Raw genomic sequence first — 13,381 nt, forward strand, 5'->3', positions numbered from 1 at the left:
AAGAGCTCATCCCCGGCAATCCCGAAAGAACCGTCCCGCAATGACAAGGATTCCCTGCCGTGTACCAGCTTGAGAATGTTCTCCGCCCCTATGCATGGGGATCGACGACGGCGATCGCCGCTCTGCTGGGAAGGCCCGCCTCGGGCGGTCCGGAGGCGGAGTTGTGGATCGGAGCGCACCCGGACTCGCCGTCCGTGGCCACCCGTCCGGATGGGTCTTCCGTCGCTTTGGACGCGCTGATCAGCGTGGATCCTGTGCACTTCCTTGGTGAAACGAGCGTGGCTGAATTCGGTCCCCGCTTGCCGTTCCTCACCAAGCTCCTTGCAGCCGACAAGCCCCTGTCCTTGCAGGTCCACCCTCGCCTGCAGCAGGCCAGGGACGGCTTCGCGAAGGAAAATGCCGCAGGTATGGCAGCGGACGCACCTGAGCGCAACTACCGCGACGACAACCACAAGCCGGAGATGATCTTCGCGCTGACCCCGTTTCACGCCCTCTGCGGTTTCCGTCCCGTCGCCGATTCGCAGCGTGTCTTCGAGCACCTCGCGACCCTCCTGGACCTTGCCGCCGTCGACGTTCCTGACGTCATCACGGGAGTCATCGCGGACCTTTCCGGGTCCGATGAGCCCTCGGCACTTAAAGCTGCGTTCACCCGGCTGATTACCGGCGGGGATGCCGTCTCCGCAGCGACGGATCAGGTGGTTTCCATCCTGAAGTCGGGCGCGCCGATGGGTCAGCACGCCACGGAACTCTCCACGTTGGTGGACATCAACAGTGAGTTCCCGGGCGATCCCGGTGTCCTGATTTCCCTGCTCTTGAATCTTGTCTTCCTGTCCCCGGGCGAATCGGTGTACCTTCCGGGCGGAAACGTCCACGCCTACCTGAAAGGCCTCGGTGTGGAGGTGATGGCGGCTTCGGACAACGTGCTCCGTGGCGGCCTCACCCCCAAGCACGTCGATGTCCCCGAACTCCTGAAGACCATCGAATTCGCTTCCCTCGGCGTACCGCGCATCGAGCCCAGGACCTCCGGATTCGGCCAGGATCTTTACGTGCCACCGTTCCGGGAATTCCAGCTCCAGCGCATCGAGTTGGCTCCCGGAGCGGAACCGGTGCCGATGGCCCAGGCCGGTCCCGCCGTCGTCGTCGTGGTTTCGGGTTCCGTCGTGCTCGACTCCCCCAAGAGCGAGCTCGCCGTGGAGCGCGGCGGGAGTGCGTTCATCCCGGCATCCGAAGAGCCCGTCATGGTGCACCCGGTTGCCGGCGCAACGGGAACCAGCGTCGCCTTTGCCGTCACAACAGGCCTCGGGAACTAAACGGTGGAGTACTTCCTGCAGACGCCCGCATGGGCGTCCTTCCAGCGATCCCTCGGCCGTACCGTGCACGAGGAGTCCGGCCCGGGGTGGCGTTTCCTCGCTGTGGAGGAAAAGAACCCTGGCGGCAAGGTCATCTACACGCCTTACGGACCCGTGGCCGACTCATTGGAGGCCTTTGACGAAGCCGTAGCCGCACTTGTAGCGATAGCGCGCCGCAGCCGGGCGGTGTTTGTCCGGATGGAACCCGTCACCGCCGGCTTCGAAGCCGCCGACGCCGGTGCGGTACTGCGGGGACGCGGCCTGCAGCCGGCGCCGTCCAACCAGCAGCCGGAATTGAGCTGGATCGTGGATCTGGACGGCGACTTCAATGACGTCCTCGCGGGCATGAAACCCACCAACCGGAACCTGTACCGCAACATCCACAAGAAGGGTGTCACCTTCCGGTCCTCGCAGGATCCTGAAGACATCTCGGTCCTTCTCGACTTCCTGCACCTGACCGCGGCACGCAACGGCTTCAAGCCGCAGAGCGATGACTACCTGAGCTCGGTGGCCCGCTCCCTCATGCCAGCCGGTGCCGGCACCCTGTTCATCGCCGAACTCGAGGGCGAGCCGATTGCTGCCGCCTTGGCGTACGACTCCGCCGACACGCGTACCTACGCCCACGCGGCACTCGATGACACGCACCGCAAGCTCGGCGCGGGCATTCCGTTGCTCGTAACGCTCATGGCGGATGCCAAGGACAAGGGACTCAAGCACGTGGACCTGTGGGGCGTGGCCCCGGAGGACGAGCCCGACCACAAGTGGGCCGGATTCACCGCCTTTAAGAAGTCCTTCGGGGGCCGGGAAATCGCCTACCCGGGCACATGGGACCTTCCCGTCAACAAGCTTCGCTACGGCGCCTACCAAGTGGCCCGGAAGCTGCGCGAAAAGCTGCGCTGACGCTTCTCCATCTCCGCGCGAACTGGCAGCAGATGCCCTCAAAATCCGACTTTGCGGGCACCTGCTGCCAACTCGCGGCCAGCCCACAGCGCGCGGCGGACTTTTTCCACCACTTCCGGCCGGGGCCCGAGCAAATCCTCATGGTGGACCCGGACTTCGTGCCAACCCAGCCGTTCCGTTAACGCTTGGCGCCTGATGTCTCTCTGGTACTGCTCAGCTTCCCCATGATGCCGCCCGTCGTATTGGAGGGCGATCCGCTCCTTGAGGTAAGCGGCATCGGGCCACACAGCAGGGGCACCCCACTCGTTGAAGATGACGTGGTTCAGCGTGGGTTCAGGCAACCCTGCATGCAGCAATATGAGGCGCATCTGCGTTTCCTGCGGCGAATCCGCGCCGACTCGAACCAGATCCAGGGCCAGCCTGGCCTTACGTACGCCACGCATTCCCGGGTGGGCTGCGACCATCGCCTTCAAATCCTCAATGGTTGCCAAAGCCTCGCGCGGCCTTGGATGGTTTTCGCTGTGCTCGACAACGATCGAGTCGCCCGCCGCGACAATGTCGTCGATACTCATTACTTGGGCCAAGTCCAGCCACGTCCGGGCAGGCGAGGTGAGCCGGACGCCGTCGAGCACTATTTCTTCACCCGGTTTGAACGTGAGTTGGTGCCCAACAACATTCCGCCTCCGCGGTTTCCACCTCTCGCCCGGGCGGGCCAGATGGATCCGCCAATCCTCTTCAAGCGCTTTGGACAAACTGATGCGATGGATTCGCGCGGCGGACCCGTGGCTCAGGCAACATTCGGGGTCGAGCTCGATGTAACCCCGCAAGTGTTCCGCGACGGTTCCCGTGCTGTGCAACGGCAGGCGCAGTCCCCGCGACAACGTGACAATGCCGTCGCGGCGCAGTTGCTTCTGGCTCAATCCGAGGGTCTCAGCGGCCGACGCCGGAAAGGAACCGTTTGGAAGCTGCGGGGGCATCGGAGTCCGGGACATGCTCAATTCTTGCCCGGCTTCGGTCCCTAAATTGAGTTATCCACAGGACGGATTCCACTGCTTAACGCGAACTGGCAGCAAATGCCTCCAAATCTGGATTCAGAGGGCATTTGCTGCCAGTTCGCGCGGGAGGGTGGGTCCTACTTGCGGGCGTAGCCTTCCCACTTGCTGGCCTGGTGCTCGCCGTCGACGAAGCGGATGGTGCCGGACTTGGAGCGCATCACGATGGACTGGGTCAGGACCTTGTCCTTGGAGTAGCGCACACCCTTGAGGAGGTCGCCGTCGGTGATGCCGGTGGCTGCGAAGTAGCAGTTATCGCTCGTGACGAGGTCGTTCGTCGAGAGGACGCGCTCGAGGTCGTGTCCGGCGTCGATGGCCTTCTGCTTCTCGTCGTCGCTCGTGGGCCACAGGCGGCCCTGGATGACACCGCCGAGGGACTTGATGGCACACGCGGCAACGATGCCTTCCGGGGTACCGCCGATTCCCATCAGGGCGTCGACGCCGGTGCCGGAACGTGCGGCGGCGATGGCGCCTGCAACGTCGCCGTCCATGATGAACTTGGTGCGGGCACCGGCTTCGCGGATTTCCTCCACCAGCGGGCGGTGGCGGTCGCGGTCGAGGATCATGACGTTGAGCTGGTTGACCTTGACGCCCTTGGCCTTGGCGATCAGGTGCAGGTTCTGCTTCACAGGCAGGCGCAGGTCCACCATGTCGGCGGCTTCGGGGCCCGTGACGAGCTTCTCCATGTAGAACACGGCTGAGGGATCGAACATGGTGCCCCGTTCGGCAACTGCCAGCACGGCGAGGGCGTTGTTGATGCCCAGGGCAGTCAGGCGGGTTCCATCGATGGGGTCGACGGCGACGTCGCACTCGGGTCCGGTGCCGTCACCGACGTGCTCGCCATTGAAGAGCATGGGGGCTTCGTCCTTCTCACCCTCGCCAATGACAACGACGCCGTTGAAATGGACGGTGTGGAGGAAGGAGCGCATGGCGTCAACGGCGGCGCCATCTGCCTTGTTCTTGTCGCCGAATCCAACCCAGTGACCGCCGGCAATGGCGGCAGCTTCGGTAACCCGGACAAGTTCGAGGGCCAGGTTGCGGTCCGGCTCATCGGTCCCGACGGCGAGCGCCGGCGAAATCGTGGAATACTTCTGGGACATTGGCGCTGGAGACACGTGAACCTCTTCTTCGATGACGCGATTCGTGGGACCAGGAATGGCTGCGCTTGGCGGCCTGAATGATTCCTCTACAAGAGATCATAGTCGCGGCGGGGCGGCACGGTCATGGGATGACCAACACCCGGAACGCCCCTTGCGCGGACCGGCCGATGTGTATTAGCCGCTTGGATAGGAGACTATTGAAGCGTGAGTGAAACGCAAGACAAAGCAATTGCCGCCGCCCCCTCCGGCAACGGAGGCACCGGCGCAGCCGGCACCGACGACGCCGGTCAGCCTGCCGTCAAGCCCGTTATCGCGGCGAAAGCAGCCAAAAGGGCCAACGCATCGGTCATTGGCATGCTCATCGCGTTGCTCCTCTGCGTGTTGGCGTTCCTGCCGATCGTGCTCATGAATCCGGCGCCGAAGAGCAACGGTTACAAGCCCAACGTCGATGTGGCCGCAACCGCAGCCAACGCGAAAGATGTGGCGGGTTTCACACCTGTGGCGCCGGATACCGGCGACACATTTAGTCCCAACTACGCTCGCTGGGTATCCGGGACCGGCGATGGCGTACCCACATGGGAAGTCGGATACGTCACCCCCAAGCAGGCGTTCATCGGAATTGTCCAGACCCGCAAGGCCAATCCAACCTGGATTTTCCAGCAGGCCGGCAGCGCTCCGGTGACAGGCACACGCAGCGCCGGCGGCCACGACTGGGAACTCCATGACACGGCCAAGGGCAACCGCAGCATGGTCCTGAACTACCGCGGCACCACGATCATCCTGAGCGGCAGCGCAGGACTGGACGAGTTCTCCACATTGGCCGCGGCCGTGGTGAAAGCAGCAGACGCAGCTCCTGTCGCTTCAGCGGACGCGAGCACGAAGCCGGGCGACACAGTTTCGCAGCCTGCCACCGCAAAGCCGTAAAGTAGCGCCGTGGCTACCTATCTGACTCCTGCCCTTGCCTGGCGCCGTCTGCGCGAAGGAAACGAACGCTTTGTCGCCGGGGAATCGTTGCACCCCAACCAGGACGCTTCCCGCAGGCATTCCTTGGTCGAGGACCAGCATCCATTCGCAGTGATCTTCGGTTGCTCGGATTCCCGCCTGGCTGCTGAGATCATCTTCGACCTCGGCCTGGGCGATGCCTTCGTGGTCCGCACGGCCGGACAAGTGATCGACGACGCCGTCCTTGGTTCGCTGGAATACAGCATCTCCCAGCTGCATGTTCCGCTCATCGTGATCCTTGGCCACGACAGCTGCGGCGCTGTGACCGCGACCAAGAGTGCCGTCGAGACCGGTGACATGCCCGCAGGTTTCATCCGTTCCCTCGTGGAGCGCATCACGCCTTCCGTCCTCACCGCACTGCGCAATGAGCAGACGGACGTCAACGAGATGGTGGTGGAGCACGTCAAGCAGACAGCCCGCCGCCTGGCCGACAGTTCCCGTGTGATTTCCGACGCGATCGACGACGGCCGGGCCGCCGTCGTCGGGCTTTCCTACAAACTGGACGAAGGCCGCGCGGCGCTGGTTTCCGGGATCGGCAAGCTCTAAGCGGGATGCCGGGCCGCCCCCGAAGGGGCGGCAAGCAACGGCCGTAGCTTCGGCCCGCCGGTTTTCGGTCAAGCGGCTGCTCGCCATAAGCTAGCCCCATGACTTCCACTCAAGAATCCAACACGGCCGAGTTCCGTATTGAACATGACACGATGGGCGAAGTTCGCGTTCCTGTGAACGCCCTGTACCGCGCCCAGACGCAGCGCGCCGTCGAGAACTTCCCGATCTCCGGCAAGACGCTTGAGCGCGCCCACATCGAGGCCCTGGCCCGCGTCAAGAAGGCCGCGGCCCTGGCGAACGCTGAACTGGGAGTGCTCGACGGCGAGCTCGCCGAGGCGATTTCCAACGCTGCCGATGAGGTTGCCGCCGGAAAGTACGACGGCGATTTCCCCATCGACGTCTTCCAGACCGGTTCGGGTACCTCGTCCAACATGAACACCAACGAGGTCATCGCTGAGCTGGCGACGCGTGCCCTCGCGGCCGCCGGGAGCGACAAAGTTGTCCACCCGAACGACCACGTCAACGCTTCGCAGTCCTCCAACGATGTCTTCCCGACGTCGGTCCACGTCGCCGCGACGTCGGCGCTGATCAACGACCTGATCCCGGCGCTCGAGTACCTGGCTGCTTCCCTGGACCGCAAGGCCGTGGAGTTCAAGGACGTCGTCAAGTCCGGCCGAACCCACCTCATGGACGCCACTCCGGTGACCTTGGGCCAGGAGTTCGGCGGCTACGCCGCCCAGGTCCGTTACGGCGTCGAGCGCATCAACGCAGCCCTCCCCCGCGTCGCCGAGGTCCCCCTGGGCGGAACCGCGGTCGGCACCGGCATCAACACCCCGGAAGGCTTCCCAGAGCGCGTCATCGAGCTCCTCGCGGCCGACACCGGCCTGCCGCTGACCGAGGCACGCGACCACTTCGAGGCGCAGGCCAACCGCGACGGCCTCATCGAGGGCTCCAGCCAGCTGCGCAACATCGCCATCTCCTTCATGAAGATCAACAACGACCTCCGCTGGATGGGCTCCGGCCCCAACACGGGACTCGGCGAAATCTCCATCCCGGACCTCCAGCCGGGCTCGTCGATCATGCCGGGCAAGGTCAACCCGGTCATCTGCGAAGCATCGATCATGGTCTGCGCCCAGGTCATCGGCAACGACACCGCCATCGCCTGGTCCGGTACCAACGGCGCCTTCGAGCTCAATGTCGGCATCCCCGTCATGGCTGCCAACCTGCTCGAATCCATCCGGCTCCTGGCCAACACCAGCCGCGTCATGGCCGACAAGATGATCGACGGCATCACGGCCAACGTGGAGCGCGCCCGCTTCCTGGCCGAGGCTTCCCCGTCCATCGTGACCCCGCTGAACAAGTTCATCGGTTACGAAGCAGCGGCAAAGATCGCCAAGAAGGCCGTTGCCGAGGGTTTGACCATCCGCGAAGCCGTGATCTCCCTTGGTTACCTTGAGCGCGGCGAACTGAGCGAAGAGCAGCTCGACAAGGCTCTCGACGTCACCACCATGACCCGCCCGGCCCACAAGGCCTAGCTTCCCGCCAGCCCGACTGGCCAGCCCGACGGCGGCCGGCACCTCCCCCGCGGATGGTGCCGGCCGCCGTCGTCGTTTCCGCTCGAAGGAGTTTTCTTGCACTTTCGATAGAAAAGTGCAAAACTTTACTTTGTGGAAAATAGTGCAATTAACGACGGCGGGCTCCGGGAGCGCAAGCGCGCCCAGACCCGCGCGGCGATCTCCGCCGTCGCACGGTCCCTGACCGCTCAACACGGACTCAACGGTTTCACCGTCGAGGAAGCCTGCGAACAGGCCGGGATATCGCGGCGGACGTTCTTCAATTACTTCCACACCAAGGAAGACGCGGTGATCGGATCGTTCTCCGACGAGCTTCCCGAAGAGGCGCTGGAGACCTTCAACCGCAACCCCGCCCGTGCCATCGGCACGATCTCCGACTCGCTGTTGTCCGCCCTGCGCCACTTCACCCTGGCCGTCCTCGAGCGGTCGACCGTCAGCCCTTCAGAGATCCGCCAGCTCATCGCGGCCGTCACGGCCGAGCCCCAGCTCCTGGGCCGGTTGACCCGCGAAGGCGCAGTCCGCGAGCGCCAGTTCGCCGAACTCATCGCCGCCCGGGAAGGCCTCCCGGCAGACCACATCGAGGTCATCATGGCCGCCGCGGTCTTCGGCGCAGTCACCAAGAAGACGAGCAAACAGTTTTTTTCCGAAGAGAACACCGAGCCCTACCGCAAACTGCTGGACCAGAACCTCAACGCAGCCCGCGCACTCTTCGCCCAACCGCTGGACACCAACCCCGTCGAACCCCAGAAGGACCAACCGTGAGTACCACTCTCAAGACCAAAGCGGCCGCACCGCTGCTCTTGACCCAGAGAAGGATCTGGATCATTTTCTCGGCGCTCATCGCCGGAATGCTGCTCTCCAGCCTGGACCAGACCATCGTGTCCACGGCCATGCCCACTATCGTCGGCAAGCTCGGCGGCGTCGAGAACCAGGCCTGGATCACCACGGCCTACTTGCTCGCCACCACCATCGTCATGCCGATCTACGGCAAATTCGGTGACATCCTGGGCCGGCGGAACCTCTTCCTCATTGCCATCGGTTTGTTCACGGCAGCTTCCATCGCTTGCGCCTTCGCCACCGACTTCTGGGGCTTGGTGATCTTCCGCGCCATCCAGGGCCTGGGCGGCGGCGGACTGATGATCCTGTCGCAGGCCATCATCGCGGACATCGTGCCTGCCAAGGAACGCGGCAAGTACATGGGCCCCCTCGGTGCCATCTTCGGCCTCTCCGCCGTGGCCGGTCCGCTCCTGGGCGGCTTCTTCGTCGATCACCTGACGTGGGAATGGGCCTTCTACATCAACATCCCCGTCGGCATTGCCGCGTTCACGATCGCCTGGTTCACGCTCACCCTGCCGAACAAGAAGGCCGAAAAGCGCATCGACATCCTTGGAGTCCTGCTGCTGTCCGCGGCCACGGCCTGCCTGATCTTCTTCACCGACTTCGGCGGCAAGAAGGACCAAGGCTGGGACTCCCCCCTCACCTGGACCTTCGGTGCAGGCATGGTGCTTGCTGCCTTCCTCTTCGTCCTCGTGGAGCGCAAAGCGGAAGACCCCATCATTCCGCTGAGCTTGTTCAAGAACCGGATCTTCATCAACGCAACGGCCATCGGCTTCACCCTGGGCTTGGGAATGTTCGCCGCCATCGCCTTCGTGCCGACGTTCCTGCAGATGTCTTCCGGCACTTCAGCCGCCGTCTCCGGCCTGCTCATGCTGCCGATGATGGTTGGACTCATGGGTACGTCCATCTACTCCGGTATCCGCATCTCCAAGACCGGCAAGTACAAGATGTTCCCGATCCTCGGAGCGAGCCTCACGATCGTTGCGATGTTGTGGCTCACCACGCTCACGGCAGCAACTCCGATCTGGGTCATCTGCATCCAGCTGTTCATCTTCGGCGCAGGCCTGGGCCTGATCATGCAGGTCATCGTCCTGGTGGTCCAGAACGCGGTTCCGGCCGAGCAGATCGGCACGGCAACGAGCACCAACAACTACTTCCGCGAGGTCGGGGCTTCGTTGGGCGTTGCCGTCTTCGGCTCGATCTTCACCACTCGGCTGGCCGAGTCCCTCACCAAGGCATTCACGGGCGCCGGGGCTTCCGCTGCACAGGCTGCACAGTCCACCAGCAAGCTTGATCCGCAGACCTTGGCCCAACTGCCGGTCCAGGTCAAGGATGCCATCGTCAACGCCTATGCCGGTTCATTGGCACCGGTGTTCTGGTACCTGATCCCGTTCATCGCGGCCGCCCTCCTGCTCGCCATCACCCTCAAGCAGATCCCGCTCTCCGATACCGCCGGAATGGTAGCCCGGGGCGAGGCTGTCGGGGGCGTGGAAGCGGAACGCCTTGAAGCCGAACGCCTCGGAGGATCCCCCGAGGCGTCCGTCGAGGGGGCCGTTGACGGGGCCGTTGACGGGTCCGCTGACGCGGACGCCGAGCCGGAGTCCGGCCCGGTGGGCGACAACGACGGGGAGCTCGCCCGGCGCTGAAGCCAGGACATGCCCGGCCTTGGGTCGGACCAGTGGACATATGCGGAATATGCCCACCGACCGGATGCAAGGGCGGGCATGTCCGCTGGGCCGAACGTCGGGCTCGAGGAACAGCCGCGCGGCCAAGAGGGGCACCGCAATCTTTGGGGGTTGCGGCGCCCCTCTGTTGTCCGGCCCTGTGGCGTCTGGCTTAGGGGCGTCTGGCTTAGTGGCGCCTGGCTTAGGCTGGAACCCATGAGTTCAGAGCCCGAAGAATCCGCGAACATCAGCCCGGCCGTTCGATGGGGATTAGGGGCAGTCCTTTTCGGCCTTCTGGCCGTTTCCATAGCGTCCGCCAAGGGCGAATGGTGGACCATCGTGGGTGCTATCGCCTGCGGTGCCGCCGCGTGCCTCTTCGCTGCCCGCGCGATCCTCGCGGCCCGTCAATCGCGCTGATACGCGACGGCGGAGCCTGGCTCCAGGGCAAGCCGGATGGTTTCGCGGTGGCCGGCACTGATCTCAGGCAACTCGTCGAGGGCAAACCAGCCGACGGCGATTGACTCGTCGTCGTTGACGCGGGCCTCCCCCGAGACATAGCGGCACTTGAAGGCAATATCCAGGAAGTCGCAGACGTCTCCGTTGGGATAGGTGACCGGGCCGATCACGCCCACCGCCAGGATGCGCTCGGTTTCGGCCACTACGGCAGTCTCCTCGAAGATCTCGCGGAGCAAACCGGGGGCCGGGTGCTCCCCCGGTTCAAGCATTCCGGTGATCAGGGTCCACCGGCCACTGTCAGCCCGTTGGCACAGCAGGACCCGGTTCTCGTCGTCCAAGACCACGCCCCGAACGCCGGGTAGCCACAGCGGGTCGTTGCCGATCTTTTCGCGGATTTCCCGGATGAATTCCGGGATCGCCACGGCCTAGCCCGCTTTCGTTGAAACAGTCATCACCAACAAGAGCTCTGCCTCCGCTTCCGGATCGGATCCGCCAGTAGGGCGAGTATCCCACCGGCAATGCCCGAATGACAGCGGGCAAGGCTGCTCAAACCGCCGTCTCTCGCTCCGCTTTGCTCACGGCTCCTCACGCGGGCAGGGCAAACATCGCCGCAGCGGCACCGGCCAGCATGAACGGCCCGAAGGGTATTGATGATTTCAAGGTTCCCCGCCGGGCCGCCAGGACTCCCAGGCTCCACAGGCCGCCGAAGAGGAACGCCGCAAACGTTCCGGCGAAAACATGCGCCCAGCCCAGATAGCCAAGGTAAAGGCCGAGGACACCAGCCAATTTGACGTCGCCGAAGCCCATCCCCGGCGGGTACACCAAGCGCAGGATGAAGTAGAACACCCACAGCACCGCTCCCCCGGCCACGATTGCCAAGGCGGGCACCCCGAGGAAGGAGGCACCGCCGTCGGGCGCGGACCCCGCCGCTCCGGTGCTGAGGTTCCCTGCCGCTCCGCCGCCCAGGCTGACAGCGACCGCCGCGCCGAGCAGCAACACACCGGCGATGGCATAGGACGGGAACACGATCCGGTTGGGCAACAAGTGGTGACGGACGTCGATGACCGTGAGGCGGGCAGCCGTAATCGCAAAGTACACACATGCTGCGAGCAGCAGCCAGAAGGCCGGGAAACTGGTCCCCCACAATTCGCCGAGTCGTCGGATCACCCTCGGATGCTATCGGTTTTCTCAAAGCTGCGCCGGTCACGCACCCTTAGACTGTGGATATGGGGCGCTACAGTGCAGAAATCCAAGGCAATCCCGACGCCGACATGTCTTCCACCTTCCGAAACCTATGCCGTTCCTCCCCATGGAAATGGACCAGCCTGAGGTTCGAATACCTGGACCGGCCGGGCGACACCGGAGCCACAGTGCGCGCCTGGCTGCGCCGGCCGGGGGCGCTTCGGCTCGAAACCATCGACGGCGCGTTACTGCATAGCACTACGGGCATCAACGATTCCCGCGACGGGCTTTACCTTGGCTCCAAGCGCAAGTCCTGGCTGTTGCCGGCACATTTGGTGACCCCCGTTTACGACTCCGCTGGCTTGGTTCGCCGGCGTCCCGAGGCGGCCTACGGTGAACCGTCCTTCGGGAACGGTCGGCTCGCGGCAGCCCTCGATCCTGTCGAACTCGCCGGGAACGCGCCGGTGCCGATGGAGTTTCCCGAGTCCAACCGGGTGTCGTTCGGCTCTATTCGGGAAGTGGATCACGAGGGGCGTCCGGCCCTCGAAACCATCGCGACCCCGGGATCCAGCTACGTGGCTTCTCATGCGGCAACGCCGCTCTGTTTCCACGGACGCACGCTTTTGCGCGTGGACTCGGGAACGGGCGTGTGCGTGTCCAGCCAATCGCTCGACGGCGGTACCACCGGTCAGGGGCATTGGATGCGGATCCTGGGGGTGGACGAATACATGCTGGACGATCTGTTCCTTGCCGAATCGATGAACCTCACCGACGTCCGGAAGCACATCAGCTGGGACATCGGCCCCCGTTCGTAAGGATCGTCCCCCTCTCGCCAAACGCCCGCTCACTTATACGCCCCTCCCGCCAAACCCTCGCTCACTTATACGCCCCTTTCGCCAAACCCTCGCTCACTTGTCCAGTGGACCTGGTCGACCGATGACAAGCTTTCCCGGCCTGTCCGCTAGGCTTCCCCGATGAACGAGCTAAGCGCCATCTGGCCAACCTTCGGTCTTACGCTGACCACGCCCCGTTTGGTCTTGCGCCCCATCCAGGACGCTGACATCCCTGCAGCGGTCGGGGCAGCCCTCAGCGGCATTCACGCCCCTGGGAAGTCGCCCTTCAGCAACCCCTGGACGGAACTCCCCGAAGATGAGTTGGGTGCCAACATGGCCCGATGGTACTGGCGCTGCCGGGCAGGAATGACCCCGGAATCATGGACGCTCCTCCTCGGCATCTGGCACAACGACGATTTCATTGGCTGCCAGGATGTGGAGGCGAAGAACTTCGCATCGTTGAAGACTGTCTCCACCGGCTCCTGGCTCAAGAAAGGCGCCCAAGGCCAAGGCCTCGGCAAGGAGATGCGCGCTGCCGCCCTCAGTTACGCCTTCGACTATCTGAACGCAGAAGTAGCGACCTCCGAAGCCGCCATTTGGAACAAGCAATCCCTGGGCGTTTCCGCCAGCCTCGGCTATGAACCCGACGGCAGTTACCGCGACCAATGGGGCACCGACGTCGTCGAAGTCCAACGCGTTCGCCTCACCTCGAGCTCCTTCACCCGACCCGGTTGGAAGCTAAAGGTAGAAGGCCATGAAGCCGCAGCTGGGTTCCTGGGTTTGTGAGCGAGCCCCTCATCGTCAAGCTGGTTGTGAGTCATTCATGACCTGTTGATTGAAGGAGCCGGCGATGGCCGTTGATAACAAGGGTTTCACGCGTGAAGAG

14 protein-coding genes are annotated in these 13,381 nt (G+C 64.0%); 10 read left to right on the forward strand and 4 right to left on the reverse strand.

The genetic code is table 11. From position 1 onward, the window contains the following. Window positions 1-59 precede the first annotated feature (59 nt). Complete coding sequence (gene manA / locus ABH924_RS13270) at window positions 60-1,310, forward strand: mannose-6-phosphate isomerase, class I (protein WP_404499442.1); 1,251 nt, start codon at window positions 60-62, stop codon at window positions 1,308-1,310. A gap of 3 nt (window positions 1,311-1,313) precedes the next feature. After that, window positions 1,314-2,249, forward strand: a complete 936-nt coding sequence (locus ABH924_RS13275) for a lipid II:glycine glycyltransferase FemX (protein WP_404499443.1) — start codon at window positions 1,314-1,316, stop codon at window positions 2,247-2,249. Between the two features lie 38 nt (window positions 2,250-2,287). On the opposite strand, the gene ABH924_RS13280 is transcribed toward ABH924_RS13275, so the two are convergent. Together ABH924_RS13280 and glpX are read right to left on the reverse strand one after the other, a co-directional pair. Then, the gene (locus ABH924_RS13280) at window positions 2,288-3,241 is read right to left on the reverse strand and encodes an endonuclease domain-containing protein (RefSeq protein ID WP_404499445.1); all 954 of its coding nucleotides are present in this window, start codon (window positions 3,239-3,241) and stop codon (window positions 2,288-2,290) included. Window positions 3,242-3,381: 140 nt separating this feature from the next. Then, on the reverse strand, window positions 3,382-4,401 hold the full coding sequence (gene glpX / locus ABH924_RS13285; protein ID WP_171983398.1) for a class II fructose-bisphosphatase: 1,020 nt from the start codon (window positions 4,399-4,401) through the stop codon (window positions 3,382-3,384). A gap of 204 nt (window positions 4,402-4,605) precedes the next feature. Between glpX and ABH924_RS13290 the strand changes: the two genes are divergently transcribed. The 6 genes from ABH924_RS13290 to ABH924_RS13315 all read left to right on the forward strand — a co-directional run bounded on the left by ABH924_RS13290 (window position 4,606) and on the right by ABH924_RS13315 (window position 10,441). Next, complete coding sequence (locus ABH924_RS13290) at window positions 4,606-5,325, forward strand: DUF4245 domain-containing protein (protein WP_234750889.1); 720 nt, start codon at window positions 4,606-4,608, stop codon at window positions 5,323-5,325. A gap of 9 nt (window positions 5,326-5,334) precedes the next feature. Further along, window positions 5,335-5,949 (forward strand): carbonic anhydrase, encoded by a 615-nt coding sequence (locus ABH924_RS13295; RefSeq protein ID WP_234750890.1) that lies wholly within the window; start codon window positions 5,335-5,337, stop codon window positions 5,947-5,949. A gap of 98 nt (window positions 5,950-6,047) precedes the next feature. Then, a complete protein-coding gene (locus tag ABH924_RS13300; RefSeq protein WP_404499447.1) occupies window positions 6,048-7,484 on the forward strand; it encodes a class II fumarate hydratase in 1,437 nt (478 codons plus the stop codon). Between the two features lie 132 nt (window positions 7,485-7,616). Further along, window positions 7,617-8,285, forward strand: coding sequence for a TetR/AcrR family transcriptional regulator (locus ABH924_RS13305; RefSeq protein ID WP_404499449.1), 669 nt, complete (start codon window positions 7,617-7,619; stop codon window positions 8,283-8,285). Continuing rightward, the gene (locus ABH924_RS13310; RefSeq protein WP_404499451.1) at window positions 8,282-10,006 is read left to right on the forward strand and encodes an MDR family MFS transporter; all 1,725 of its coding nucleotides are present in this window, start codon (window positions 8,282-8,284) and stop codon (window positions 10,004-10,006) included. The genes ABH924_RS13305 and ABH924_RS13310 overlap by 4 nt, the downstream gene beginning before the upstream one ends. 234 nt (window positions 10,007-10,240) lie before the next feature. Next, the gene (locus ABH924_RS13315; RefSeq protein WP_059387958.1) at window positions 10,241-10,441 is read left to right on the forward strand and encodes a hypothetical protein; all 201 of its coding nucleotides are present in this window, start codon (window positions 10,241-10,243) and stop codon (window positions 10,439-10,441) included. Here ABH924_RS13315 and ABH924_RS13320 read toward each other — a convergent pair. Both ABH924_RS13320 and ABH924_RS13325 read right to left on the reverse strand, forming a co-directional pair. After that, the gene (locus ABH924_RS13320; protein ID WP_404499453.1) at window positions 10,429-10,902 is read right to left on the reverse strand and encodes an NUDIX hydrolase; all 474 of its coding nucleotides are present in this window, start codon (window positions 10,900-10,902) and stop codon (window positions 10,429-10,431) included. The two genes, ABH924_RS13315 and ABH924_RS13320, sit on opposite strands and share 13 nt — an antisense overlap. 163 nt (window positions 10,903-11,065) lie before the next feature. Further along, on the reverse strand, window positions 11,066-11,647 hold the full coding sequence (locus ABH924_RS13325) for a prepilin peptidase (protein WP_404499455.1): 582 nt from the start codon (window positions 11,645-11,647) through the stop codon (window positions 11,066-11,068). 59 nt (window positions 11,648-11,706) lie between these two features. Here ABH924_RS13325 and ABH924_RS13330 point away from each other — a divergent pair, with 59 nt between their 5' ends. Next, a complete protein-coding gene (locus ABH924_RS13330; protein WP_404499457.1) occupies window positions 11,707-12,477 on the forward strand; it encodes a hypothetical protein in 771 nt (256 codons plus the stop codon). A 159-nt stretch (window positions 12,478-12,636) separates the two neighbouring features. Further along, the gene (locus ABH924_RS13335) at window positions 12,637-13,281 is read left to right on the forward strand and encodes a GNAT family N-acetyltransferase (protein ID WP_404499459.1); all 645 of its coding nucleotides are present in this window, start codon (window positions 12,637-12,639) and stop codon (window positions 13,279-13,281) included. The last annotated feature ends 100 nt before the right edge of the window (window positions 13,282-13,381 follow it).

It is taken from the genome of Arthrobacter sp. GAS37 (assembly GCF_044908325.1).
Lineage (GTDB): Bacteria > Actinomycetota > Actinomycetes > Actinomycetales > Micrococcaceae > Arthrobacter > Arthrobacter ramosus.